The organism is Brachybacterium sp. P6-10-X1, assembly GCF_001969445.1.
GTDB lineage: Bacteria > Actinomycetota > Actinomycetes > Actinomycetales > Dermabacteraceae > Brachybacterium.
Window position 1 is genome coordinate 3439858 of record NZ_CP017297.1, and the last position, 24626, is coordinate 3464483.

Consider the following 24626-nt stretch of genomic DNA (forward strand, 5'->3'; position numbering starts at 1 on the left):
TTACCCGGTCCCGTGACACGGGGCGCGGATAGTGCGACGACCAGTGACTATCTTGATGGCGCGTCGTGGATAGCCACACTATCGTGCGTCCCATGGAAGCCGTCACCCCGGTCGTCGTCGTACATGCGGTCGCCGCGCTGTACGTCCTGCTGCTGGGCCCGCTGCAGATCCTGCGGCGCCGCCGGGACGGGGCCCACCGCCTGCTCGGGGCGAGCTGGGCCGCGGCGATGCTGGTGGTGTGCTCCTCGAGCTTCGGCATCATGCCCGGCGGCTTCTCCTGGCTGCACGGCCTGTCGATCTGGACCCTCGTGTGCCTGGTGATCGCGATCGTCTCGATCCGCCGCGGAAACGTCCCCATGCACCGCGGATTCATGGTCGGCTCCTACCTCGGCACCCTCACCGCCTTCGCCTTCGCGGCGCTGGTGCCCACGCGACTGATCCCGCAGCTGCTGCGCAGCGAACCGCTGGTGGTCCTGGTGACCCTTCTCGCGGTGGCCGCGACGGTCGCCGCCTTCGCGCTGGTCACGATCCGCCCGGGGCCGATCCGGCAGCGGGCGGCGGTCAGTCGACCGGGACCGTGACCTCGTCTCCGCCGGCGACGCCGGGATCCGTGCAGCCGACCTCGGCGATCTCGACGTCCGCCGGGACATCGGCGGTGGCGGACTCCCCGGGAGCCTCGCCCGAGCCCGGGCCCGAGCCCGAGCCCGAGCCCGAGCCCGGGCCCTGGCCCGCCCCGCGTCCGCTCGGCAGCTGCGCGCCGGTTCCCGTGCCCCGGATGTGACGTGCGATACTCGCCGGACTGACCAGGAACCCACACGACGCTCGCCGCCGGAGTGATGATCCGCAGGACTCTCCGCGCGGCCGGGACGACGAGGAGTCACGACCATGCTGACCCGATTGCACGACGCCCTGCGCCTGCGCACCTCGCCGGCGATCTTCTTCAGTTCGGCGGCGATCATCATCGCCTTCGTGGTCGGCACGATCGCCTTCACCGACCCGTTGAACACGGCGGTCTCCGCTGCCTCGGACTGGCTGCTGACGAACCTGGGATGGTTCTACATCCTGGGCGTGACGGTCTTCCTGGCGTTCCTCATCATGATCGCCGTGGGGCGCTTCGGGCGTGTGAAGCTGGGCCCGGACGAGGAACCCCCGGAGCATTCGGGCGGCGCCTGGTTCGCCATGCTGTTCGCCGCCGGCATCGGCTCGATCCTCATGTTCTGGGGCGTCGCCGAGCCGGTCAGCCACTTCGGTGATCCCCCGCGCGGCGAATCGTTGGGCATCGAGGCGGGCACCTGGGGTGCCGCCAAGGACGCCATGAACTTCACGTACTACCACTTCACGCTGCACACCTGGACCATCTTCACGCTGCCGGCGCTGTGCTTCGCGTACTTCATCCACAAGCGCAACCTGCCGCCGCGGGTCAGCTCCATCTTCCAGCCCATCCTCGGCGAGGGCATCCACGGCCCCATCGGCAAGCTCATCGACGTGGTTGCGATCGTGGGCACCGTCTTCGGCATCGCCGTCTCCATCGGCCTGGGCACCCTGCAGATCAACGGCGGCCTCAATCAGCTGTTCGGCATGCCGGAGAACGCGGGCTGGCAGCTGATCATCATCGGCGTGGTGTGCGGCCTGGCCCTGATCTCGGTCTCGCTCGGCCTCGACAAGGGCATCAAGGTCCTCTCGAACATCAACATCGTCACGGCGGTCCTGCTGCTGATCTTCGTGCTGTTCGCCGGTGGGTCCACGCTGTTCGTCCTCAAGGGCACCATCGAGTCCTTCGGCAGCTACCTGGTGGCCCTGCCCGAGCTCGCCCTGTGGAACGACACCTTCGCGAACACCGGATGGCAGAACACCTGGACGGTCTTCTACTGGGCCTGGACCATCACCTGGTCCCCCTTCGTCGGGATCTTCATCGCCCGCATCTCCAAGGGCCGCACCATCCGCCAGTTCGTCGCCGGCGTGCTCGCCGTGCCGTCCGCGTTCTCCGTGGTCTGGTTCGGGATCTTCGGCTTCTCCTCCTTCAACATCGAGCTCAACGGGGAGAGGGGACTGGTCGACCGGGTGGTCGGCGAGGGGGACATCCCCGGGGCCCTGTTCGCCTTCCTCAGCCACTATCCCGCGGCGTTCTTCGTCTCCGCGGTGGCGATCATCCTGGTGATCATCTTCTTCGTGACCTCGGTGGACTCCGCCGCCCTGGTCACCGACTCGATGGCCAACGGGCACGAGGACTACAACCCCCTCGGCCAGCGCATCTTCTGGGGCGTGGCGATCGGGGTGATCACGGCGACGCTGCTGGTGTTCTCCGGGGCCAACGGCCTCGAAGCGCTGCAGTCGACGATCATCCTGGTCGGCCTGCCGTTCTTCATCATGGGCTTCTTCCAGATGTACGCCCTGTACAGGGCGCTGCAGGAGGATGCGGGCGAGCTGCCGCAGGTGAAGACCCGCGAGTGGGCGCAGGTGCTGCCGCCGGAGGAGTACGAGCGCCGCGAGGAGGACGAGGAGTACGACACCGAGGACTACGTCGTCGAGCCCACCTACACCACCGAGATCCCCGTCCTGCGCGACCCGTACGAAGACGTCGAGGAGGTTGAGGAGAACGGCGTCTCCAGCCACGCCACCCTTCCCGCCCGCACCGGCAGCGGCCGGGCGGATCTGCCGGAGGGAGGACGCCCGGAGTCCCGCTGATCCGGAGGCAGGCGGCGGCGCCGAGACCGACCGAGACCGACCGAGGGCCGACGATCCGAGCTGGGGATCGTCGGCCCTCGTCAGGTCGTCGCCGGACCGATCAGGCCGGATCTCCCTGATGCGTGTCGGTGCTGCGGCGGTAGTACATCGCCAGCACCGCGCCGGAGAGGTTGTGCCAGATCGAGAAGATCGCCCCGGGCAGCGCCGCGGCCGGGCTGAAGGCCGTCGCGGCCAGCGTCGCCGCGAGGCCCGAGTTCTGCATGCCGACCTCGATCGAGGTGGTCCGCGAGGCGCGCTCGCCCTGCCGCAGCAACCGGGCCAGCCAGTAGCCGGCGAGGTACCCGATGCCGTTGTGCAGGACGACGGCCAGCAGCACCAGGGCGCCGGCCGAGACGATCGCTTCGGTGGAGCCGCTGACCACGGCGATCACCACCAGGGAGATGCCGACCACGCTGACCCACGGCAGGGCGGGCAGCACGCGGTCGACGAGCCGGCTCAGCAGCAGGCGCACCACGATGCCGCCGATGACCGGGATCAGCACCATCTGCACGATGGACAGCGCCATGTCTCCCGCGGCGATCGGCAGGTAGGAGCCTGCCAGCCACAGGGTCAGCAACGGGGTGAAGATCGGGGCGAGCAGGGTGGAGATCGAGGTCATCGTGACCGACAGGGCGGTATCGGCCTTGGAGAGGTAGGAGATGACATTCGAGCTGGTGCCGCCGGGGGCACAGCCGACCAGGATCACGCCGACGGCGAGCTCCGGCGGCAGCTGCAGCAGCACGGAGACCCCCAGGCCCACCAGCGGCATGATCACGTACTGGGCGACCACGCCGATCAGCACGGGCAGCGGCCGGCGCGCGACCAGTGCGAAGTCGGGAATCGTCAGCGTCAGCCCCATCGCGAACATGATGACGCCGAGGAAGACGCTCGTCAGCGGCGCGATCGCCTGGCCGGCCGCCGGCACGAAGAAGGCGAAGGCGGCCGAGGCGAGGATCAGGGCGGGGAAGACGGTCACGGCGATGCGCGCGGACCGGTCCTCCTGAGTGAGCGTGCGGGCGCTCTTCTCGGTGGTGGGGGAAGGAGCTGAGGAGGTCATGGCGGAAGGGTACGACCGTGTCCGAGATGCGAGAACAGCGTCTCAGCGTGCAGACCCTCCGGTCGAGCGCCCACGGCCCACGGCCCCTCGCCGGCCAGATTGCGTTCAGGGGCGGTATCCGAGCAGCCTGCCCCGCATAGGCCTCAGGGTGCTCGTACACCGCCACCGGATGCGAGACCAGAGATGCTCGGCGCTTCGGGCGTGAGGTGCCGTCGCCCCGGGGGCGGGCCTCGCCTCAGGTCCGTCGGCGCGCCGGCACCGGCCAGTCGTGCACGGGGTCCCCGGAGTCCACTCCCGAGCGGTACAGCCGGGTCATCTCCTCCAGAGCCTCCGCGCGGCTCGCCCCGCGCACCTCGAGCGAGGTGACCGTGTCGATCTGCCAGCGGGCGCCGTTGCGACCGGTGCGGGCCCGCCCGGTGAGGATCTCGCCGTAGTGCTCGGCGACCTCCGCGTCGGCCCCCAGGTCGCGCAGCCCGTCCACGGCCAGCGGGATCAGCTGCTCGATCAGCAGGTCCGCGACCCGCACCCGGCCCACCCGCGGCCAGCTCACCCGCGCCTCCAGGCCCCAGCGGGCGCATTGCTGGAACGCCTCGTCGGCCTGCTCGAAGCTCATCCGCGACCACAGCGGCCGCCGCTCGTGCACGAGCGCATGGACGAGCCCGTAGAAGAAGGCGGCATTGGCGGCCATGTCCGCGGGGGACGGCCCGGCCGGCAGCAGCCGGTTCTCCAGGCGCAGGTGCGGCACGTCGGTCCCGGGATCGTAGATCGGGCGGTTCCACCGCCACACCGTGCCGTTGTGCAGCCGCAGCTCGTGCAGCCGCGGAGCGGCGCCCTCGGTCAGCAGCGGCTCCTCGGCCATGTCGCGGGATTCGGGGATCAGTGCCGGGAACAGCCGCACGTTCTCCTCGAACAGGTCGAACATCGAGGTGATCCAACGCTCGCCGAACCACACCCGGGGGCGCACCCCCTGGGTGGCGAGCTCGGGTGGCCGGGTGTCCAGGGCCTGGACGAAGGTGGGGATCCGGTTCTCGTGCCACAGTCGCTTGCCCAGCAGGAACGGCGAGTTCGCCGCGAGGGCGACCTGAGGGCCCGCGATCGCCTGGGCCGCGTTCCAGGCCGGGGCGAACTGCTCCGGGGGAACCTGCAGGTGCAGCTGCATCGAGGTGCAGGCCGATTCCGGGGCGATCGAGTCGAAGGTGGCCTCCACTCCCTTGCCCTCGCCCTCGATGCGCAGGGTGATCTCCTCGCCGCGGGCCTCCATGACGCTGTTCTCCAGCGCCTCGTAGCGAGGTCCGGGCGCCCGCCAGGCGTCGCCCGTGAACAGCTCCTCGGTGACGGTGGGCAGATGGCCGATGGGGATCACCCGGGCGCCGCGGCGGCGGGCGGCGAGGTCCGCCCGGTCGATCTTCTCCGCCAGTTCCAGCTCGAGATCGCGCAGCCCGCTGCCGGTGGGGTGGGTGACCGGAAGGTTCACCTCGAGGTTGAAGCGGCCGATCTCGTGGACGTACTGCGCGTCGTCCAGATCCTGCAGGAGCGTGTCGACCAGCAGCGCCGGGGACATGTCAGCGATCTCGGCGAGGTTCATCTCCAGCTCGATGCCGACGGTCCCCTCGTCGATGAACTCGGCGGTGTCCAGGAACGACTCGAACAGGTCGAGGTTGCGTCGCAGCTCGTGGCGATAGCGGGTGCGCTGCGAACGGGTGTACTCGGTGGTGCCGATCTCACGTCCCATGGGGACCTCCGGAGCGTGGCGGGGCGGGTGTGGTTCATCCAAGCACGACGGGCCCGGACGGCGAAGCCGGCGCCGCAGGACGGAACAGTCGGTCGGCCGGTGCTGCCGTGCCGGCCGTCGACCTGCCACCCGTGCCCTGCACGAGAAGGCGCCGGGGACACCATCCGCGTCACCGACCCGTCCCCGCGGAGCTGCGAGCGGTCTCCACGGAATCCTGACAACTCCTGCCCAGGGCCCGACCCGTGTCCCCGCCGAATGCCTCTCAGGCCTCCCTAGGCTCTCGGCCATGGGCCATGACCACCGCGGATTCACCCCGCTCGAGGAGCGCCTCGACACCTGGGCGCACCGGCGCTCGAACGCGGTCCCGGCCGAGGCCGGGCCACTGCGTCGAGGTCTCCTGGAGCTCGGCGTGTTCACCGCGAAGCAGGCCTGGGCATGCGTCTTCGGGGCCGCGATGCTCGTGCTGCTGGTCCTCGCCCGTCTCGTCTACCCCGACGACGCGCTCCTGAGGCGCAGCGATGCCCTGGTGATCGCGGCCGTCGCCGTGCAGGCGGCGATGCTCGTGCTGCGCCTCGAAGGAGGCCGCGAGCTGTGGGTGATCATGCTCTTCCACGTCGTCGGCACCGCGATGGAGGTGTTCAAGACCCACGTCGGCTCCTGGTCCTACGAGACCGACGGCCTGCTGCGGATCGGGGGTGTCCCGCTGTACTCCGGGTTCATGTACGCCGCCGTCGGTTCCTACATGGTCCGGGTGATGCGCCTGTTCGACCTGCGGTTCCTGCGCTACCCCCCGATCTGGGCGACGGCCCTGCTGGCCGCGGCGATCTACGCGAACTTCTTCACCCACCACTATCTGCCCGACGCCCGCTGGGTGCTGCTCCTGCTGGTGGCGTGGCTGTACGCGCCGTGCGTGATGACCTTTCGCAACCGTCGCGGCGGCGCCCGGTTCCGGATGCCGATCCTGCTCGCCTTCGTCGGCGTCGCCTTCTTCCTCTGGATCGCCGAGAACGTGGGGACCTGGGCGGGGGCCTGGATCTACCCGCACCAGGCGGCCGGCTGGCAGCTCGTGCCGCTGACGAAGTTCATCTCCTGGCTGCTGCTGATGATGATCTCCGTGGTGCTGGTGACCCTCGTGCACCGGCCGCGGGAGCCGGACGCGGCAAGCGCCCGGAACGAGGAGGGAGAGCGCGACCGCGTCAGGCGCTGATCGTGTCCTCCGCCTCGGGCCCGGCCTCCGCGCCTGCGCGCCGTCGGCCCTCCCGCGCCGCGGCGATCGCGGCCACCAGCGTCACCGCCGACAGCGCGACCAGCACCAGGCCGGGGTGCCACCACGCCTGGGACGTCCAGGTTCCCAGCGCCGAGGTCAGCAGCGGGACGAAGCCGCCCACGGTCGCCGCCACCGCGTAGGCGAGCGAGAGCGCCGAGTAGCGCAGCCGGCCCGGGAAGAGGTCGCTCATCAGTCCGCCGAGCGCGGCCCAGGACATGGTGGGCAGGATGCCGCCGATCACCATCATCGCCACCAGCACCCCGAATCCGGCCGACTGCAGCAGGAAGTACATCGGGAAGGCGATCAGCGCGGTGCCGGCGGCGCCGATGCCGACCACCAGCGTCGAGCTGGTGCGGGCGGCCAGTGCTCCGAAGGCGGGCACGGTGATCAGCTGCAGCAGCGAGCCGATCGTCGCGGCGGTCAGCAGCTGCAGGAAGGGGTAGCCCAGCACCGCCGCGCCGTAGTTCATCGTGTAGGTGTTCATCAGCGCGTAGGAGCCGATGCCCAGCTGGGCCACCGCGACCGCGATGACCAGCGCCAGGGGACGGGTGCGCAGCAGGGCGAGCACGGGCCGGCGGGCGCGGCTGTCCGTGCGGGCCAGGCGCGAGAACACCGGGGTCTCCTCGACCCGGCGGCGCAGGTACAGCGAGACCAGCAGCAGCGGCACGGCGAGGAAGAAGGGCACTCGCCAGCCCCACGCCTGCATGGCCTGCTCGGGCAGCGTCAGCGACAGGACGATGAACACCGCGGCGGAGAGGATCGAGCCGATCGGTGAGCCGAGCTGGGGGATCGCGGCGTAGAACGCGCGCTTGAGCGGGTGGGCGTGCTCGGTGGCCAGCAGCACGGAGCCGCCCCACTCGCCGCCGAGTGAGATGCCCTGGAGCAGGCGCAGCACGACCAGTCCGACGGCGCCCAGCCATCCGGCCTGCGCGTGGGTGGGCAGCAGCCCGATCAGCCCGGTGGCCACGCCCATCAGCGTCACGGTCCACAGCAGCGTGGTGCGCCGCCCCAGGCGGTCGCCCATGTGTCCGAAGATGATTGCGCCGACGGGGCGGATCACGAAGGAGACCGCGATCGTGCTGAAGGAGGCCAGCGTCGCACCGGCCGCCCCCAGGGGTTCGAAGAACAGCGGGCCGACGAAGAACGCGGCGAAGTACGCGTAGAGGTAGAAGTCGAACTGCTCCAGCGAGGTGCCGACCATGGACGCCCAGGCGATGCGCCAGGGTGAGCGGGAGCCGGCGGCCTTCGGTGCGGCAGTGGTCGTCATGATCTCTCGCTTCCTGCCGCGGCGGGCACCGGGATGCGCCGTGCACGCATCCGTCGGCATAGCGCGGCTCGGCGCGGGAACATTCCCGCCCCGGCGGCTGCGGGCGAGGGGCGTCACAGGAGCCGGGACGGCGGCGGCGGGTCGGCGCGGGCCCGTCACGGGCCCGGGTCGAGTTAAAGTCACCGATCTCGTGACGCCGCTCACACGAATGCGTCACAGCATCCTCTTCTGGTCACGGTGAGTCTAATGTCCTCGTCACCAGTAAAGGTCCTCGGGACTTTAACAGGAGGTGTCGCCGATGATGAACGATCCGATCTCCCTGGCCGTCTCGACGGTCATCTTCGCCCTGCGCCCTCATCCGACCACCCGTCGGCTGGCGCTGTGGGTCCCGCTGGTGCGTCGCATCCGTGCTCCCCACCAGGGACGATGGGCGCTGCCGGGCGGTCCGCTGACCCCCGACGAAGGGCTGGCCGCGTCGGCCGCGCGGAACCTGCGCGAGACCACGCAGCTGACCCCGCAGTACCTCGAGCAGCTCTACGCCTTCGGCGGTCTGGACCGGGCGCCCACGGCCGCCGAGCGCACCGTCTCGGTCGTCTACTGGGCGCTGGTGCGCCCCGAGGAGGCCGACGCCGGCGCGGCCGGCGTGAACGTGCAGTGGTTCGTCGCCGACGAGGTGCCCGAGCTGGCCTTCGACCACTCGCTGATCGTTCAGTACGCCCTGTGGCGCCTGCGCAACAAGGTCGAGTACTCCCGCATCGCCGCCGCCTTCCTGGGGGAGTCCTTCACCCTCGCGGAGCTGCGCGGCGTCCATGAGGCGGTCCTGCAGCGCACCCTCGACCCCGCCAACTTCCGCCGCCAGATGGAGGCCTCGGGCCGCCTCGTCGCGACCGACGCCTTCCGCACCGGCGGACGCCACCGCCCGGCCCGCCTCTACCGCCACGACCGATCCATCCACCTCGCCGACAACGGCCCCCTCACGGGCCAGTGACCCCACAACCCACCGGAGAGCACGCCATGACCACCACCCACAGCTCCGTCGACCTGACCCTCCGCGACATCTCGGCCGGCACCACCACCGGCAGCAGCTGCTCCACCGAGCTGCTCGATGCCCCTTGGGACGTCGACGCCCGCGACCCCGGCTACGGCCCCGGCGCCTCGATGGCAGACCCGATCCCGGCCGCCGCCCCGCGCCAGGGAGAGATCCCCCAGGAGTACCGCGACGCGAGCGCCGAGGAGCTGGACCGCCGGATCCGCGCCGCGAAGGCGGAGCTCGGGGACCGTGCGGTGGTGCTCGGGCACTTCTACCAGCGCGACGAGGTCATCCAGTACGCCGACCACGTGGGCGACTCCTTCCAGCTCGCCACCGCCGCGACGGCCCGCACCGAGGCCGAGGCGATCATCTTCTGCGGGGTGCACTTCATGGCCGAGACCGCCGATCTGCTCTCCGGGCCCGACCAGGCCGTGATCCTGCCCAACGTCGCCGCCGGCTGCTCGATGGCGGACATGGCGGACATCGACCAGGTCGAGGAGTGCTGGGAGCAGCTCATGGAGGTCTACGGCGGCGAGACGCCGGGGGTCGACGGCCGGATGCCGGTCATCCCCGTGACCTACATGAACTCCTCCGCGGACATCAAGGGCTTCGTCGGCCGCCACGGCGGCATCGTGTGCACCTCCTCGAACGCTTCGACGGTGCTGGAGTGGGCCTTCGAGCGCGGGCAGCGGGTGCTGTTCTTCCCCGACCAGCACCTGGGCCGCAACACCGCCAAGGCCATGGGGATCTCCCTGGACGAGATGCCGATGTGGAACCCCGGCCGACCCCTCGGCGGCAACGACGAACAGACCCTGCACGACGCCAAGGTGGTGCTCTGGCACGGCTTCTGCTCGGTCCACAAGCGCTTCACCACCGCCCAGATCGACACGGCCCGCGCCGAGCACCCCGGCGTGCGCGTCATCGTCCACCCCGAATGCCCCATGCCCGTGGTCGACGCGGCCGACGAATCCGGCTCCACCGACTACATCCGCCGCGCCATCGACGGTGCCACCGAACCCACCACCTTCGCCATCGGCACCGAGATCAACCTGGTCCAGCGCCTGGCGGCCCAGCATCCCCAGCACACGATCTTCTGCCTGGATCCGGTCGTGTGCCCCTGCTCGACCATGTACCGCATCCACCCCGGCTACCTCGCCTGGGCGCTCGAATCGCTGCTGGACGGCGAGGTCATCAACCGCATCGGCGTCGGCGAGGACGTCGCCGAGCCCGCCCGGGTGGCCCTGGAACGGATGCTCGCGGCGAGGCCTGCGTCGGGCGGCACCGCCCCGACGCCGAGCGTCGTGCCCCGGCCGAGCGCCACCCCGGAGCGCTGAGCATGGCACGGCAGAGACGCGCTGACCTGCGCACCGATGTACTGGTGGTCGGCTCCGGGATCGCGGGGCTGACGGCGGCGCTGCGCGCCGGCCGGAAGGCCGACGTGCTGCTGGTGACCAAGACCGGGCTGGCGGAGGGATCGACCCGCCATGCCCAGGGCGGCATCGCCGGGGCGCTCGAGCCTGCCGACAGCCCGGCCGCGCACGCCCGCGACACCCTCGCCGCGGGCGCCGGGCTGGGCGAGACCGAGGCGGTGCGCGTGCTGTGCGAGGAGGGGCCCGCGGCGATCACGGACCTCATCGCCCACGGCGTCGCCTTCGACCGCGCCGACGACGGCTCCCACGCCCTGGGCCTGGAGGGCGCCCACGGCCGGCCGCGCATCCTCCACGCCGGCGGCGACGCGACCGGGAGCGCGATCGAGAACGCTCTGGTCGCGGCGGTGCGTGCGCGGGCGACGGGCGAATCGCCCCGGTCGCTCACCGTGGACGAGCACACCGCCCTGGTGGACCTGCTGATCGAGGACGGCCGCGTGGTCGGCGCCGAGCTGCTGGCGACCGGCGGGCGGCGTCTGAGGGTGCGCGCCGCGGCGACGATCCTCGCCACCGGCGGCGCCGGTCAGCTCTTCTCCCACACCACCAACCCCGCCGTCGCCACCGGTGACGGGATCGCTGCCGCCTGGCGCGGAGGGGCCGCGCTCGAGGACCTCGAGTTCTACCAGTTCCATCCCACCGCGCTCGCCGTGCCCGGCTCCTTCCTGCTCTCCGAGGCGGTGCGCGGGGAGGGGGCGCTGCTGCGCGACGAACACGGCCGACGCTTCCTGACCGGCCTCGACCCGCGTGCCGAGCTCGCCCCGCGCGATGTGGTCGCTCGGGCGATCGCCCAGGTCATGGCCGCCCAGGACGGACGACCCGTGTTCCTGGACGCCACCGGGATCGGCGCGGGGCGACTCCGGGAGCGGTTCCCCACGATCGATGCCGCCGTGCGCGCCGCCGGGTCCGACTGGAGCCGTGAGCCGGTGCCCGTCACACCCGCCGCGCACTACTGGATGGGCGGCGTCCGCGCCGATCTCGAGGGGCGCACCAGCCTGCCCGGGCTCTACGCGGCGGGGGAGTGCGCTCGCACCGGCGTCCATGGCGCCAACCGCCTGGCCTCGAACTCCCTGCTCGAGGGCGCGGTGTTCGGCGCCCGGGCCGGGGACGCGGCGGCCCGCGAGGCCGCTCACCGAGCGCCCGTGGATACGAGGCCTTCCTCGGTGATCCCTCGACCCGACGCCTCACCGACCGAGGCCCGGCCGGATGGCGCCTCGCCCGTGCGCTGGACCCGGTCCGTGCTGCAGGAGCTGCTGTGGTCCCACGTCGGGCTGCTGCGCACGGGCGAGCAGCTCGACGCGGCCGCCGCCCAGCTCGCCGTGTGGCACGGCCCGGATCCTGCCACCCTCACCACGGTCGGCGAGCTCGAGGATCGCAACCTCCTCGACCTCGCCCGCCTGCTCACCGCCCACGCTCTGGCGCGGACCACATCCGTCGGCGCCCACCACCGTCTCGACGATCCGTCCGTCGCTCCGGACGATCGGACCCCCGCCCCCGCGCCCTCCCAGGAGGCCCTCGCATGATGACCAGTCCGCCCGCCCTGCCGACGGCCCAGATCGACCCCGTCGTCGCCGCCGCGCTCGCCGAGGACGCCCCCTGGGGTGATCTCACCGGTCAGGTGTTCCTGCCCGTCGACGCCACCGCGAGCGCGCAGCTCGTGGCCCGCGAGGACGGCGTGGCCTCCGGTCTCGCGGTGTTCGCTGCCGCCTTCCGCCTCACCGACCGGGCCGTCCGGGTGACCTCCGGCGTCGCCGACGGGGACCGCTTCGCCGCCGGCGACGTGCTGGCCACCGTGACCGGCCCGGCGCGCGCCGTCGTCCAGGCCGAGCGGATCGCGCTGAACTTCACCCAGCGCCTGTCCGGCATCGCGACGCTCACGCAGGCCTTCGTCGACGCCGTCGAGGGCACCGGCGCGGCGATCACCGACACCCGCAAGACCACCCCCGGCCTGCGCGCCCTCGAACGGCATGCCGTCCGCTGCGGCGGCGGGGTGAACCATCGCTTCTCCCTCTCGGACGCGGTGATGGCCAAGGACAACCACCTCGCGGTCCTGCAGCAGCAGGGTCTCGACCTGACCGCCGCGATCCGCCGCGCCCGCGCCCAGCTCGGCCACACCACGTCCCTCGAGGTCGAGGTGGATCGGATCGAGCAGATCGAGCCGGTGATCGCCGGCGGCGTCGACGTCATCATGCTCGACAACTTCTCCCTGCCGGACCTCGCCCGCGGGGTCGATCTCGTCGCCGGCCGCGCGATCGTCGAGGCCAGCGGCACGGTCACCCTCGAGACCGTCTCCGACATCGCCCGCACCGGCGTGGACGTGATCTCCTCCGGCGCTCTGACCCACAGCGCCCGGCACCTCGACCTCGGCCTCGACATGACCGTCACCGCCGCAGTCTGAAGGAGACGCCGATGCTCTACCTCGACACCGCCGCCACCACCCCGGTGCGTCGCGAAGCGCTCGAGGCCGCCTGGCCCTACCTCACCGGGACCTTCGGCAACCCCTCCAGCCACCACGCGGTGGGGGAGGCCGCCGCCGCCGGGCTGGAGGACGCCCGTCGCCGGGCCGCCGCCGTGCTCGGAGCGCGCCGCACCGACATCGTGTTCACCGCCGGCGGCACGGAGGCCGCGAACCTGGCGATCAAGGGCCTGGCGCTCGCGACCCCGCGCGGCAAGCACCTGGTCACCGCCGCCACCGAGCACGAGGCCGTGCTGGAGACCGTCGACTTCCTCCGCCGCGCCCACGGCTTCGAGGTCTCCTTCGCCGAGGTCGCCGCGGACGGAACCATCACCCCCGAGGCCCTGCGCGCCGTCCTGCGCAAGGACACCACCCTGGTCTCCCTCGCCCTGGCGAACAACGAGATCGGCACCATCACCGACGTGCGGACGCTGGTCGAGATCGCCCACGAGGTCGGTGCCGTCTTCCACACCGACGCCGTCCAGGCCGCCGGATGGCTGGACCTGCGCGGGCTGGGCGTCGACGCGCTGACCCTCTCGGGTCACAAGCTCGGCGCCCCCAAGGGGATCGGCCTCGCCATGATCCGCGGCCGGCTGCCGGTGGAGCCGCTGGTCCACGGCGGCGGGCAGGAGAACGGCCGCCGCTCCGGCACCGAGAACGTCGCCTTCGCCGTGGCCCTCGCGACCGCGCTCGAGCTCGCCGAGACCGAGCGGGAGCAGAAGGCGGCGCGGCTGGTCCCCGTGCGCGACCGGTTCCTCGAGACCGTGCTCGGCGCCCGGGAGGGTGTGCTGCTGACCGGAGCGGACCCTCGCGATGGGGGAGCCCGGCTGCCGGGGCATGCCTCCTTCTGCGTGCCCGGCCGCAGCGGGGAGTCGATCCTGCTGGACCTCGCCGAGCGCGGCGTGATCGCCTCCAGCGGCTCGGCCTGCGCCGCGGGCAGCGATGAGCCCTCCCACGTGCTCACCGCCCTGGGCATCCCCCGCGAGATCGCCCAGACCGCGGTGCGCGTCACGCTGCCCGCCGACGTCACCGCCGAGCAGCTCGCGGCGGCCGCCGGCGCGCTCGAGGAGGTCCTCGCCCGTGCGTGAGAGGTCCTCCTCCGCCCGGCGACGGCGTGCGGCGGCCCAGCCGCCCGCGCCTGTGCGGGACGGGGGAGTCCGGCGGCTGCCCGACACTACATGTGAATCGTTTTGCCCGAGAGTCGTCCTGCCCCGTAGACTCCCCGTGTGACCGACCAGAACTCCCCGCCCCCAGCCGACGTGCCCGCCGACGCCTCCGCCGACACCGCTGCCGAGAGCCCTGCCGTCACGCGCGCCGTGATCCTCGCCCGCGGGCTCGGCACCCGCATGCGCACCGCCGACGAGAGCGCCGCGCTGGATCCGAAGCAGGCCGCCGTCGCGGCCAGCGGCGTCAAAGCTCTCATCGATGTCGGCCGTCCCTTCCTCGACTACGTCATCTCCGTGCTCGCCGACGTCGGCGTCACCGAGATCTGCCTGGTCATCGGCCCCGAGCACGAGGTGCTGCGCGATTATGCCGCCCGCGTCAGCGGCGGTCGCGTCACCGTCACCACCGCCGTGCAGGTCGAACCGCTCGGCACCGCGGATGCCGTCGCCGCGGCCCGGGACTTCGCCCGCGCCCAGCGGGTGATCGTGCTGAACTCGGACAACTACTACCCGCGCGAGGCCCTCGCCGCGCTCGCCGCCGCGCCGGGCAGCGCCCTGGTCGGCTTCGACCGCGAGGCGATGGTGACCGGCTCCAACATCCCGGCCGAGCGGATCCGCGCCTTCGCCCTGGTCGCGGCCGACCAGAAGGGCCACCTCGAGGACATCGTGGAGAAGCCGGATGAAGCCACCGTCGCGGCCTACGGCGAGCAGGCTCCCATCTCCATGAACGCCTGGCTGTTCACCCCCGCGATCTTCGACGCCTGCGCCCGCATCGATCCCTCGGTGCGCGGCGAGCTCGAGATCATCGACGCCGTGCGGCTCCTGGTCTCCGAGGGTGAGCCCGTCACCGTCGTCCCCGCCGCCGTCGGGGTGCTGGACATGTCCTCCCGCGGCGACGTCGCCGGCGTGCAGGAGGCCCTGTCCGGGATCGAGGTGCGCCTGTGAGCGGCGTCCTCGAGGAGCTCGCCGCCGGAGCGTCGGGTGACACCACCAGCTGGTTCGTGCCCGGACGTATCGAGGTCCTGGGCAAGCACACCGACTATGCGGGCGGACGCTCCCTGCTCGCCGCCGTCGACACCGGCCACACGATCACCGCCCGCGCCCGTCAGGACCGCGTGCTCCGCGCCCGCTCCGAGGGGGCCGACGGGACGGTCGCGATCGACCTGGACCGTCCCGAGGAGTCCGCCGCCGACGAGACCGAGGGGCACTGGGGCGGGTACGTGGCCGCCGTCGCCGCCCGGCTGGAGAAGAACTTCCCCGGGCAGGTCCGCGGCGCCGACGTCACCGTCACCTCCACGCTGCCGCTGGCGGCCGGGATGTCCAGCTCCTCGGCGCTCGTCGTCGGCCTCGCCCTGGCGCTGATCGACCTCTCCGACCTCGCCGCCGATCCCGCCTTCACCCGCGAGATCACCACCGTCGAACAGTTCGGCGAGTACTGCGGCAGCATCGAGAACGGGCAGAGTTTCGGCACCCTGGCGGGCGAGCGCGGGGTGGGCACCTTCGGCGGCAGCCAGGACCACACCGCGGTGCTGTGCGGCGTGCCCGACGCCCTCGTGCAGTACTCCTTCTGCCCCGTCCGTCACGAGCGCACCGTCGGCCTCGGCACCGAGCTCGCCCTCGTGGTCGCCGTCAGCGGGGTCGAGGCCGCCAAGACCGGCGCCGCCCGCGAGGCCTACAACCGCGTCTCCCGCGCGGTCAGCGAGCTGGTGCTGCGGTGGCAGGAGGCCACCGGCGGCCGGGAGGCGACCCTCGCCGACGCGGTCGCCAGCGCGCCCGACGCCGCGGCGCGCCTGCGCGAGCTCGCGGCCGACGACGAGTACCTCGTCGGACGTCTCGAGCAGTTCCTCACCGAATCGGAGCAGATCGTCCCCGCCGCGTCGGACGCGCTGGAGGAAGGCGATCTGGCGGAGTTCGGCCGCCTGGTCGACCTCTCCCAGGCCGGCGCCGAGTCCGGGCTGCGCAATCAGGTCCCCGAGACGATCGCCCTGCAGCGCCTCGCCCGGGACAACGGTGCTCATGCTGCCAGCGCCTTCGGAGCCGGTTTCGGCGGCAGCGTCTGGGCCCTGGTGCCGGCCGACGGGGCCGAGCAGTTCGCCGCCGACTGGTCGGCCGCCTTCCGCGCCGCCCATCCCGATCGCCGCGACGCCACGACGGCGATCACCCGTCCCGGCGGAGCTGCCCGGCGCGTGCGCTGAGCCGGATCGGGCGCGTGACAAACTGGCGGGGTGACCACGCCGATGAACTCCTCCCTGCCCTGGCCGACCGAGGCCCCCGCGATCCCGCTGCTGTCCGTGCGGCCGGTGCTGGATCGGATCTCCTCGCTGGCCCGCACCCACGAGCAGGACGTCACGTTCGTCCCGGGCTTCGCCACGCATGAGGAGGAGCTCGCGGCGGATCCGCCGCCCGCCCTCGAGCAGGTCCTCGACGAGCTCGGCGGCATCGAGCTGTGCGGCCACCCCGTGCTGAACCTGTTGGTCGAGGACCGCACCGACGTCGGGCCCTACACCCTGCTCGGCCCGGCCACGACCTTCTACCCGCTGTACGAGACCCCGGAAGCCGCCGTGGTCCTCACGATCGATGACGACGGCGCCCCGGGTGCGATCTACGGCATCGGCGAGGACCTCGCCCTGCAGCTGGCCGCCGCAGATCTGCCCTCCTACCTCGAGCGCTTCGCCGACGCCCTCGAGGTGAGCCTGGCGACGCTCGGCGAGGCCCCCGAGGAGGGGGAGGCCCGCACCGAGCTCGCCGAGCAGTTGATGGACGAGCATCTGTTCGCCGCCTTCCTCGGCGACGCCGAGGAGGCCGGGGACGACGATGCTGCGGCGGGCCCCGATACCGGGGGCGCCGTCGCCGCAGCAGGGACGACGGCGGTGCCGGTGCAGGACCCGTCGACCGCAGGACTGATCGATCTGCCCGAGGGGACGCTCGCCGTGGCCGACCTGCGCGCGGCCCCGCTCGGTGCTCGCGTCGAGCTGATCGACGCCGACGTGCCGGGCGACCCGCTCGACCTCCACGTCGCCTGGCGCGAGCGCGGTCGCGTGGTCGCGCTGCTGTCCGCCTGACGCCGGCCCGCCGGGCCGCTCGGGCCGCGACCGCCGCCCCGGTCCGCGAACACACGTCGGGCCCCGCCGCAATTCCGTCGCCATGTCGGCGGCGTCCCAGCGCACGGATGGGGAGTCCTCCCCATGGCGAGTCCAGGCCCGCCCGCTTACGGTGAGAACCTCACCGGGGAACGGGTGCGAGGCGAGGGGAGCGCGGCGGTCGATGAGCGGATTCTGGGGTGCCGACTCGGAGGCGCTGCGTTCGCTGGGGTCTGCCTGTGTGCGTCGTGCGGAGATGCTCGCTGATCTCGAGTCGATGCTCGCCTCGGGCATCGAGTCCATGGAATGGACGGGGGAGGACGCGGAGACGTTCCGCGCGGAGTGGGCCGGCAGGGTCCGGCCCGGCCTGCAGGACTGTTTCGTGGAGCTGCGTCAGGGGGCGCGGCGTCTGGTCAGTCATGCCGAGGAGCAGGAGCACGCCTCCAGTCCGGACGGCAGTGGGGGCACCGGTGGCGGTTCCGGCGGATCGGGGGCGTTCCGGCGCGGCCCGTCGAACGGGACCGAATCGTCGCTGCCGGGTCTCGTCGGAGGCGAGACTGCACCCGGGCTGCGCGACAGTCCTGACGGAGAGCTCGCGCAGCTGCTCCGCGAGATTCTCGGCACCGAGGACGGACGTGCGGCGTTCCTGGGCTCGCTGCTGGGCACAGCTTTCGGCGGCCTCCTTGCCGACATGATCGGCCGCGCTCTGGAGGGAGGTCTGGCGCCGGAGAACTTGCTCACGGGGCTCGGTGCGGGCACGGACCTCGGTGCCCTCCTCGGCCAGCTCCCGCCGGAGCTCGCCGCAGCAGGCGACGGCCGGGCGGCGGGGGAGCCGACCGGAGCGAGTGAGGCCGCAGACGGCTCCGGGTCCACCGGCGCGGACGGCGAGGCCGCAGCATCCGAGGGGGCGACTCAGGACGGCGGCGGATCCGGCGGGGGTGCGAGCGGTGGCTCCGGTGCGGGTTCGGACGGCGGGTCCGCGTCCGGCGGCGGCGCCGATGCGGGAGTTGAGACCGGCGCGGGATCCGAGGTGACGGCAGGCGCGTCCCCCGCGACCGGTGGCCCGACCGGGATGCTGGGCACGGCCGACGCGGAGACCCTCGGCGAGGGCTTCGCCCCGTCGGAACGCATCGAAGGCAGCGGTGACGAGGGCGACCCGAGCCTGCTCGATCAGCTCCTGGCGATGCTCGAGGAGGTGTCCCCCGCGGCCGGGACCGGCCCCGTCACCAGCGCCGCCACGATCGGTCAGGACATCGGTCGTTCCTGAGGTGCGCCGCCTCGGCGCCGCAGCGTCCGGAGGTGCGTCGTGCCGGAGCGTCCCCGCGCCACCGCGTCATCGGGCCACCGCGTCATCGGGCGCCGTGGCGTCGGGTCTACCCTGGACACCCGGCCACCTCGACCCGGAGAGGCCACGACCAGGAGGCGCGCCATGACCTCGTCCAGCACGGACACCCCCGCACCGGTTCTCGTCCTCGTCCCCGGGGCGGCCGGCGCCCCGAGCGACGGCAGCGCCCCCTTCCGCCTCGCCGATCCCGCTGTGCCGCAGCTGTCGATCACCGACCTGGTCGCCACCCGCGGCGACGGCATCTTCGAGACCGTCGGCGTCTTCGACGGCACGCCCATCAACGTCGGCCCCCACCTGGCGCGGCTCGCCCGCAGCGCCTCCCTGCTCCAGCTGCCCGCACCCCACCAGGAGACGCTCCTCGCCGCGATCGACGCCGCGATCGAGGCCCATGCCGACGTCCCGGAGCTGACCGTCCGCGTGATGTACACCCGGGGCGTCGAGGGCGCCGGCACCCCCACCTGCTGGATCGATGCCCACGTCTCCGACGACTGGGCCCCGTACCGCCGCGGGATCCGCGTGGCCGCCCTGGACCGCGGCCTGTCCACGACCACCCCGGAGACCAGCCCCTGGCTGCTGCCCGGCGCGAAGACCCTCAGCTATGCCGTGAACATGGCCGCCGTTCGCGAGGCGAAGCGCCGCGGCGCCCAGGACGCCCTGTTCGTCGCGAGCGACGGCTATGCGCTCGAAGGGCCGACGTCGACGCTGCTGGTGCGCCGTGGTGACACCTTCCTCACCACCCCCGTCAGCGCCGGGGTGCTGCCCGGCACCTGCGTGACCACCCTGTTCACCGCACTGCAGGACGAGGGCCACGAGGTGCGCGAGCAGCTCATGACGGTGGCGGACGTCACCGGATCCGACGGGGCCTGGCTGCTGTCCTCGACCCGTCTGGCCGCCCCGATCACCCACCTCGACGACGCCGAGCTGCCGCTGGACCTCGAGCTCACCGGGCGTTTCGAGGCGCTGCTGTCCGGGAGGGCGTGACCGCACGGGCGCGACGCCGTTCGGGCGGCCTGCCGCCGCTCCGTCGCGGACTCGGCGCGGGGTGCGAGGTCTCGGACGGCCGCAGTGCCAGAATGTGGCAGCGACCAGGAGGCCCCATGAGCTCAGATGAGCGAGAGCACGATGACGACCACCGTGAGGGCGCGGGAGAACCCGTCCCCCTCGCGCTGACCGTCGTCGTCGCCCGCCTGGACGTCACCGACTCCGCTGATGTGCTCCGCGCGCTGTCCGGCCACCTGCTCGATGCCGGCGCCGTCACCCTCGACTTCCCCGAGGCCCTGCAGGCGCGCGAGCAGCGTTATCCCACAGGTCTGCCCACCCCCGTCCCCACCGCGATCCCGCACGCCGACCCCGAGCACGTGCTCATCCCGGGCCTGGCGCTCGCGAGCCTCGCCCACCCGGTCCCTTTCGGGGAGATGGGCGGGACCGGCGACACCGTCGACGCCCGCCTGGTGGCGATGCCTCTGCTCAGCAACGCCCGCGAGCACCTCGCCGCCCTGCAGCGCCTGATGGGTCTGCTGCGCGACGGGGCGGCGGTCGCCGATCTGCTGGAGGCGGCCGACGAGGCCGACCTGCGCGAGCGCGCCGAGGCCCAGCTCCGCCGCGGCCCGGCCGCTCCCGGGCCGGACGCCGACGACACCGAGGAGAAGCGCGCATGAACACGCCGCGGCTGGCGGTGAAGGCACTGATCGTCCGCGACGGCCACGTGCTCATGAACCGCTACATCGGCCCCGACGGCAGCACGCTGTTCGCCCTGCCCGGCGGCGGCCAGGAGCACGGCGAGGACCAGGTCGCGGCCCTGATCCGCGAATGCCGCGAGGAGATCGGTGCGCAGATCGAGGTGCACCAGGCGGCGTGCCTGTTCGAGACCATGATGGATACGCGCATGGTGGACGATGCTCCGATCCCGCCCTTCCACCAGGTCAACGTCGCCTACTGGTGCGGCCTCGCGGAGGGGGAGGAGCCCGGGAGGGGCACCGAACCCGATCCGGGCCAGGCGGGCACGGCCTGGTTGTCGCTGGCGGCCCTGGACGCCTACGACGTCCGGCCGATGCGGATCGCCCGCTGGCTGGAATCCGACCCCAGCAGCCGCCCGTTCTCGCTGGGGACCGGCGCGGACTGAGCCGCCGCGCCCGGGGTTGGTCAGCGATCACGGACGCCCGGTGCGGAACGGGCGATCTGGTCACCGGACGATGCGTGTGCGGAGCCCTTGCCAGGTCGCGGATCAGGCCGACCTGGGGTCGATGTGGATCTTGGGCCCTTCGCCGGCACCGTACGGACGCGTCCCCGCGAGCACGGCCGCCACCTCGTCCAGCCCGATGGTGGCCGCGACCAGCGCGCGGGGGTCGACGGAACCGTCGGCGTAGGCGGCGATGGTCTCCTCGAGCGCGGGGGAGGCGCTGAGCACCCCGGTGACGGTGAGATCACCGAGCACGAGGTCGCGGGTGTCGATGCGACTGGGGTCGTCGGCCAGTCCGATCAGCACCACGCGCCCGCCCGGCTCGACGCGGGAGAGCGCCCAGGGCGGCAGCTCCGCGGACGTCGCGGCGTCGATGATCTCATCCAGCGGCGCCTCGGGCAGCGTGGTCTCGTCCCACACGTGCTCGAATCCCTGAGAGCGGGCGAACTCCAGGGCCGGCCCGGGCAGTCCCAGCAGATGCACCTCCGCGCCGGCCGCGCGGGCGAACAGCGCGCACAGCAGGCCGATCGTGCCCGGCCCCAGGATCAGCACACGGTCCCCGGGGGAGAGGGCAGCGGCCTGGACCGCGCGCAGCGCGTTGCCGCCCGGCTCGACGAGGGCGCCGAGAGTCGGGTCGAGCCGATCGGGCAGGACGTGCAGCGAGGCGGCGGGCACGGTGAGCTGCTCGGCCAGTGCCCCGTGGCGACCGCCGCGGATCCCCACCTCCTGGCGGTCCTCGCACACGTGCTGGTGGCCGCGCAGGCAGCGTCGGCAGTGCCCGCAGCCCAGCATGGTGTCGCCCATGACCCGTCGTCCGATCCATCGCCGATCCACGCCCGCGCCGACCTGGGAGACCGTGCCCATCCACTCGTGCCCGATGCGCATCGGGTAGCGGGCGTGGCCGGAGTGGAGGTAGGCCATGTTCCCGGTGAGGAACTCGAGATCGGTGCCGCAGACCCCCGCGCGCTGGACGTCGACCACCACCTCACCGGGCGCGGCGACCGGCGCGGCGACGTCTTCCACAGCGGCCTCTCCGGGGCCGGTGATCACCAGGGCACGCATCGGGGCAGCTCCTGTCGGGGTGGGTCTCACCTGCGGACTCTTCGATCCAGAGCGCTCGAGGTGACGTAGCATGCGAGCGGTCCACACAGTAGACCGCCGCGACGGGAAATGGAATCAGCAATGGAGCTCCGCAGCAGCCAGTGGTACGCGGGCGAGGACCGCAACGCCTACATCCACCGCGCCTGGATGCGTCGCGGGGTGCCCGACGACGCCTTCCGCGGCCGACCCCAGATCGCGATCGCCAACACCGCCAGCGACCTCACCCCCTGCAATGCGCATCTGACCGGCATCGCCCAGTTCGTGAAGAACGGGATCCTCGAGGCCGGCGGCGTGCCGCAGGAGCTGCCGGTGGTCTCCCTCGGCGAGACCAATGTGCGCCCCACCGCGATGCTCTGGCGGAACATGGCAGCGATGAGCACCGAGGAGATGCTGCGCGCCAACCCCGTCGACGGCGTGGTGCTCCTCGGCGGCTGCGACAAGACCATCCCCTCCCTGCTCATGGCCGCCGCCAGCGTCGACATCCCCGCCGTCGTCGTCCCGGGCGGACCGATGCAGAGCGGCACCTTCCGCGGCGCCCCGCTGGGCTGCGGCACCGGCGTGTGGAAGCTCAGCGAGGAGGTGCGCGCCGGGACGCTCTCGCAGGAGGACTTCACCCGCTCCGAGTCCGCGATGGTCCGCAGTGCGGGCCACTGCAACACCATGGGCACCGCGTCGACGATGGCGCTGGTCGCCGAGGCGCTCGGGACCATCGTGCCCGGGATCGCGGGCACCCCCGCCTCCGATGCCCGCCTCAGCGAGGCCGCCCAGCTCACCGGTCGTCTCGCCGTGGACCTGGTGAAGGACGGCCGCACCCCCTCGGCCTTCCTCACCAAGGGCTCCTTCCACAACGCGATCGTCGCGCTCGGCGCGATCGGCGGGTCGACCAACGCCGTGGTGCACCTGCTCGCGATCGCCGGTCGCCTCGGCATCGACCTCACGGTGGAGGATTTCGACCGCATCGGCTCCCATGTGCCACTGCTGGTGGACCTCCAGCCCGCCGGTCGCCACCTCATGGAGGACCTCTTCCGCGCCGGTGGCCTGCTGGCCGTGCTGCGGCAGGTCGAGGACCTGCTGGACCCGGAGGCGCTGACCATCACGGGGAAGCCGCTCGTGGACCACCTCGAGGATGCGGAGATCTTCGATCCTGAGGTGATCTCCGTGCGGGAGCGCCCGGTCCAGGACGACGCCGGCATCGCCCTGCTGCGCGGCAACCTCGCGCCCGACGGCGCCATCATCAAACCCGCCGCCGCCACCGGTGAGCTGCTCCAGCACCGCGGCAGGGCGCTCGTCTTCGACAGCATCGAGGACTTCCGTGCTCGGATCGACGATCCCGAGCTCGAGGTCGACGCAGACTCCGTCATGATCCTGCGAGGCTGCGGCCCCAAGGGCTATCCGGGCATGCCCGAGGTCGCCAACATGCCGCTGCCCACCAAGCTGCTCGAGCAGGGCGTGCGGGACATGGTGCGCATCTGCGACGGTCGCATGTCCGGCACCGCCTACGGCACCGTGATCCTCCACGTCGCGCCGGAAGCCGCTGCGGGCGGACCGCTCGGTCTGGTGCGCACGGGCGACTGGATCGTGCTGGACGTTGCCGGGCGGCGTCTGGACGTGGAGCTCGGCGACCAGGAGCTGGCGGCGCGCGAGCCGTCCTCCGCGATGACCGAGGCGTTCGCCGCGCCGGCGCGGGGGTGGGAGCGGCTGTACGTCGACCATGTCCAGCAGGCCGACACCGGCGCCGACCTCGACTTCCTCGTCGGCGCGAGCGGCTCCGAGGTGGGGCGCGAGTCGCACTGACAGCGTCCGCGGCCCGGCCGTGGCCACGTGGTCTCCAGCTCTGGGTGAACGCCCTGGTCGCGCCGAGGAGGAAAGCGTTACCCTGGGGGAGCCCGTTCGCGGCGTCCCGCCGCACCCCGATCCCGAGGAGCATCATGCCCGCCTCTCCGTCCATCACCTTCCACGACGGTCGTTCCATCCCGCAGCTCGGCTACGGCGTGTGGCAGGTCGAGAACGAGGTCGCCGCCGATGTGGTCGTCCAGGCCCTCGAGGCCGGCTACCGCCACATCGACACCGCACGGGGCTACAACAACGAGGCCGGCGTCGGCACCGCCCTGAAGACAGCGGGCCTGACCCGCGACGACGTGTTCGTGACCTCCAAGGTCCCCAACCAGGACCAGGGCCGCGACAAGACCCTCGCGTCCTTCGACGGCACCATGGCCGACCTCGGCCTCGAGCAGCTCGACCTCTACCTGATCCACTGGCCGGCACCCTCGAAGGGCCTCGCCGTGGAGACCTGGAAGACCCTCATCGAGCTGCAGGAGCAGGGCCGCATCCGGTCCATCGGCGTCTCGAACTTCCGCATCGAGGACCTCGAGAAGCTCGAGGCCGAGACCGGTGTGCTGCCCGTGCTCAACCAGATCGAGCTGCACCCCTACTTCAACCAGCCCGAGCTGCGCGAGTTCCATGCCTCGAAGAACATCGTCACCGAGTCCTGGTCCCCGCTCGGCCAGGGTGGCGGCGAGCTCGAGGACCCGGTCATCAAGAAGATCGCCGATGCCCATGGTGCCGACATCGCCCAGGTCGTCATCGCCTGGAACCTGGCGCTGGGCAACGTGGTGATCCCGAAGTCCGTGACCCCGAAGCGCATCGCCTCCAACCTCGCCTCCCTCGAGGTCGAGCTCACCGACGACGAGGTCGCCCAGATCACCGCCCTGCACAAGGGCGCCGAGGGGCGTCGCGGCGGCAACCCCGACGACATGATCGCCCACCAGGGCGCCTGATCCCCGTCGGGCCCTGCGACAGGGC

At 72.3% G+C, this 24626-nt stretch carries 21 protein-coding genes; 17 read left to right on the forward strand and 4 right to left on the reverse strand.

Features of this window, described 5'->3' with window-relative positions; translation table 11 throughout:
• Positions 1 to 92 precede the first annotated feature (92 nt).
• Together BH708_RS15410 and BH708_RS15415 are read left to right on the forward strand one after the other, a co-directional pair.
• Positions 93 to 581 carry a DUF2306 domain-containing protein gene (locus BH708_RS15410; protein WP_076809927.1) on the forward strand — a complete coding sequence of 163 codons (489 nt, stop codon included), beginning with the start codon at positions 93 to 95 and terminating at the stop codon, positions 579 to 581.
• Positions 582 to 885: 304 nt separating this feature from the next.
• Positions 886 to 2685, forward strand: a complete 1800-nt coding sequence (locus BH708_RS15415) for a BCCT family transporter (protein ID WP_076809928.1) — start codon at positions 886 to 888, stop codon at positions 2683 to 2685.
• A 100-nt stretch (positions 2686 to 2785) separates the two neighbouring features.
• Here BH708_RS15415 and BH708_RS15420 read toward each other — a convergent pair whose 3' ends face one another.
• Entirely contained in the window at positions 2786 to 3781 is a 996-nt protein-coding gene (locus tag BH708_RS15420) for a bile acid:sodium symporter family protein (protein WP_076809929.1), read from the reverse strand.
• Positions 3782 to 4016: 235 nt separating this feature from the next.
• On the reverse strand, positions 4017 to 5513 hold the full coding sequence (locus BH708_RS15425) for a glutamate--cysteine ligase (protein WP_076809930.1): 1497 nt from the start codon (positions 5511 to 5513) through the stop codon (positions 4017 to 4019).
• Positions 5514 to 5799: 286 nt separating this feature from the next.
• On the opposite strand from BH708_RS15425, the gene BH708_RS15430 reads away from it, so the two are divergent.
• On the forward strand, positions 5800 to 6720 hold the full coding sequence (locus tag BH708_RS15430) for a DUF817 domain-containing protein (RefSeq protein WP_076809931.1): 921 nt from the start codon (positions 5800 to 5802) through the stop codon (positions 6718 to 6720).
• On the opposite strand, the gene BH708_RS15435 is transcribed toward BH708_RS15430, so the two are convergent.
• Positions 6710 to 8047: an MFS transporter gene (locus BH708_RS15435; RefSeq protein ID WP_076809932.1), complete on the reverse strand. Its 1338-nt coding sequence runs from the start codon at positions 8045 to 8047 to the stop codon at positions 6710 to 6712. The two genes, BH708_RS15430 and BH708_RS15435, sit on opposite strands and share 11 nt — an antisense overlap.
• 301 nt (positions 8048 to 8348) lie before the next feature.
• On the opposite strand from BH708_RS15435, the gene BH708_RS15440 reads away from it, so the two are divergent.
• The 12 genes from BH708_RS15440 (at position 8349) to BH708_RS15495 (ending at position 20666) form a co-directional block, all read left to right on the forward strand.
• A complete protein-coding gene (locus BH708_RS15440; RefSeq protein WP_076811405.1) occupies positions 8349 to 9035 on the forward strand; it encodes an NUDIX domain-containing protein in 687 nt (228 codons plus the stop codon).
• Between the two features lie 26 nt (positions 9036 to 9061).
• Entirely contained in the window at positions 9062 to 10411 is a 1350-nt protein-coding gene (gene nadA, locus BH708_RS15445) for a quinolinate synthase NadA (protein ID WP_076809933.1), read from the forward strand.
• 2 nt (positions 10412 to 10413) lie between these two features.
• Complete coding sequence (gene nadB / locus BH708_RS15450) at positions 10414 to 12024, forward strand: L-aspartate oxidase (protein ID WP_076809934.1); 1611 nt, start codon at positions 10414 to 10416, stop codon at positions 12022 to 12024.
• Positions 12021 to 12899: a carboxylating nicotinate-nucleotide diphosphorylase gene (gene nadC / locus BH708_RS15455; protein WP_076809935.1), complete on the forward strand. Its 879-nt coding sequence runs from the start codon at positions 12021 to 12023 to the stop codon at positions 12897 to 12899. The genes nadB and nadC overlap by 4 nt, the downstream gene beginning before the upstream one ends.
• An 11-nt stretch (positions 12900 to 12910) precedes the next feature.
• Positions 12911 to 14044: a cysteine desulfurase family protein gene (locus BH708_RS15460; RefSeq protein WP_076809936.1), complete on the forward strand. Its 1134-nt coding sequence runs from the start codon at positions 12911 to 12913 to the stop codon at positions 14042 to 14044.
• A 138-nt stretch (positions 14045 to 14182) separates the two neighbouring features.
• Positions 14183 to 15064, forward strand: a complete 882-nt coding sequence (locus tag BH708_RS15465) for a nucleotidyltransferase family protein (RefSeq protein ID WP_253705358.1) — start codon at positions 14183 to 14185, stop codon at positions 15062 to 15064.
• A complete protein-coding gene (locus tag BH708_RS15470; protein WP_076809937.1) occupies positions 15061 to 16314 on the forward strand; it encodes a galactokinase family protein in 1254 nt (417 codons plus the stop codon). Before BH708_RS15465 ends, BH708_RS15470 begins: the two co-directional genes overlap by 4 nt.
• Before the next feature lie 30 nt (positions 16315 to 16344).
• Positions 16345 to 17181, forward strand: coding sequence for a hypothetical protein (locus tag BH708_RS15475; RefSeq protein WP_253705359.1), 837 nt, complete (start codon positions 16345 to 16347; stop codon positions 17179 to 17181).
• 202 nt (positions 17182 to 17383) lie between these two features.
• Positions 17384 to 18466, forward strand: coding sequence for a hypothetical protein (locus BH708_RS15480; RefSeq protein ID WP_076809938.1), 1083 nt, complete (start codon positions 17384 to 17386; stop codon positions 18464 to 18466).
• Positions 18467 to 18628: 162 nt separating this feature from the next.
• Positions 18629 to 19525, forward strand: a complete 897-nt coding sequence (locus BH708_RS15485; RefSeq protein WP_076809939.1) for an aminodeoxychorismate lyase — start codon at positions 18629 to 18631, stop codon at positions 19523 to 19525.
• Positions 19526 to 19641: 116 nt separating this feature from the next.
• The gene (locus BH708_RS15490; RefSeq protein WP_076809940.1) at positions 19642 to 20202 is read left to right on the forward strand and encodes a PTS sugar transporter subunit IIA; all 561 of its coding nucleotides are present in this window, start codon (positions 19642 to 19644) and stop codon (positions 20200 to 20202) included.
• Positions 20199 to 20666: an NUDIX domain-containing protein gene (locus BH708_RS15495; protein ID WP_076809941.1), complete on the forward strand. Its 468-nt coding sequence runs from the start codon at positions 20199 to 20201 to the stop codon at positions 20664 to 20666. The genes BH708_RS15490 and BH708_RS15495 overlap by 4 nt, the downstream gene beginning before the upstream one ends.
• Positions 20667 to 20768: 102 nt before the next feature.
• On the opposite strand, the gene BH708_RS15500 is transcribed toward BH708_RS15495, so the two are convergent.
• The gene (locus BH708_RS15500) at positions 20769 to 21785 is read right to left on the reverse strand and encodes a zinc-binding dehydrogenase (protein ID WP_076809942.1); all 1017 of its coding nucleotides are present in this window, start codon (positions 21783 to 21785) and stop codon (positions 20769 to 20771) included.
• Between the two features lie 120 nt (positions 21786 to 21905).
• Between BH708_RS15500 and BH708_RS15505 the strand changes: the two genes are divergently transcribed.
• On the forward strand, positions 21906 to 23618 hold the full coding sequence (locus BH708_RS15505) for an IlvD/Edd family dehydratase (protein WP_076809943.1): 1713 nt from the start codon (positions 21906 to 21908) through the stop codon (positions 23616 to 23618).
• A gap of 134 nt (positions 23619 to 23752) precedes the next feature.
• A complete protein-coding gene (locus BH708_RS15510; protein ID WP_076809944.1) occupies positions 23753 to 24601 on the forward strand; it encodes an aldo/keto reductase in 849 nt (282 codons plus the stop codon).
• The last annotated feature ends 25 nt before the right edge of the window (positions 24602 to 24626 follow it).

Excerpts from the sequence above, each read along its gene's own strand:
- BH708_RS15410 (WP_076809927.1), top strand. The coding sequence starts at position 93 with ATGGAAGCCGTCACCCCGGTCGTCGTCGTACATGCGGTCGCCGCGCTG.
- BH708_RS15415 (WP_076809928.1), top strand. The coding sequence starts at position 886 with ATGCTGACCCGATTGCACGACGCCCTGCGCCTGCGCACCTCGCCGGCG.
- BH708_RS15420 (WP_076809929.1), bottom strand. The coding sequence starts at position 3,781 with ATGACCTCCTCAGCTCCTTCCCCCACCACCGAGAAGAGCGCCCGCACG.
- BH708_RS15425 (WP_076809930.1), bottom strand. The coding sequence starts at position 5,513 with ATGGGACGTGAGATCGGCACCACCGAGTACACCCGTTCGCAGCGCACC.
- BH708_RS15430 (WP_076809931.1), top strand. The coding sequence starts at position 5,800 with ATGGGCCATGACCACCGCGGATTCACCCCGCTCGAGGAGCGCCTCGAC.
- BH708_RS15435 (WP_076809932.1), bottom strand. The coding sequence starts at position 8,047 with ATGACGACCACTGCCGCACCGAAGGCCGCCGGCTCCCGCTCACCCTGG.
- BH708_RS15440 (WP_076811405.1), top strand. The coding sequence starts at position 8,349 with ATGAACGATCCGATCTCCCTGGCCGTCTCGACGGTCATCTTCGCCCTG.
- nadA (WP_076809933.1), top strand. The coding sequence starts at position 9,062 with ATGACCACCACCCACAGCTCCGTCGACCTGACCCTCCGCGACATCTCG.
- nadB (WP_076809934.1), top strand. The coding sequence starts at position 10,414 with ATGGCACGGCAGAGACGCGCTGACCTGCGCACCGATGTACTGGTGGTC.
- nadC (WP_076809935.1), top strand. The coding sequence starts at position 12,021 with ATGATGACCAGTCCGCCCGCCCTGCCGACGGCCCAGATCGACCCCGTC.
- BH708_RS15460 (WP_076809936.1), top strand. The coding sequence starts at position 12,911 with ATGCTCTACCTCGACACCGCCGCCACCACCCCGGTGCGTCGCGAAGCG.
- BH708_RS15480 (WP_076809938.1), top strand. The coding sequence starts at position 17,384 with ATGAGCGGATTCTGGGGTGCCGACTCGGAGGCGCTGCGTTCGCTGGGG.
- BH708_RS15485 (WP_076809939.1), top strand. The coding sequence starts at position 18,629 with ATGACCTCGTCCAGCACGGACACCCCCGCACCGGTTCTCGTCCTCGTC.
- BH708_RS15490 (WP_076809940.1), top strand. The coding sequence starts at position 19,642 with ATGAGCTCAGATGAGCGAGAGCACGATGACGACCACCGTGAGGGCGCG.
- BH708_RS15495 (WP_076809941.1), top strand. The coding sequence starts at position 20,199 with ATGAACACGCCGCGGCTGGCGGTGAAGGCACTGATCGTCCGCGACGGC.
- BH708_RS15500 (WP_076809942.1), bottom strand. The coding sequence starts at position 21,785 with ATGCGTGCCCTGGTGATCACCGGCCCCGGAGAGGCCGCTGTGGAAGAC.
- BH708_RS15505 (WP_076809943.1), top strand. The coding sequence starts at position 21,906 with ATGGAGCTCCGCAGCAGCCAGTGGTACGCGGGCGAGGACCGCAACGCC.
- BH708_RS15510 (WP_076809944.1), top strand. The coding sequence starts at position 23,753 with ATGCCCGCCTCTCCGTCCATCACCTTCCACGACGGTCGTTCCATCCCG.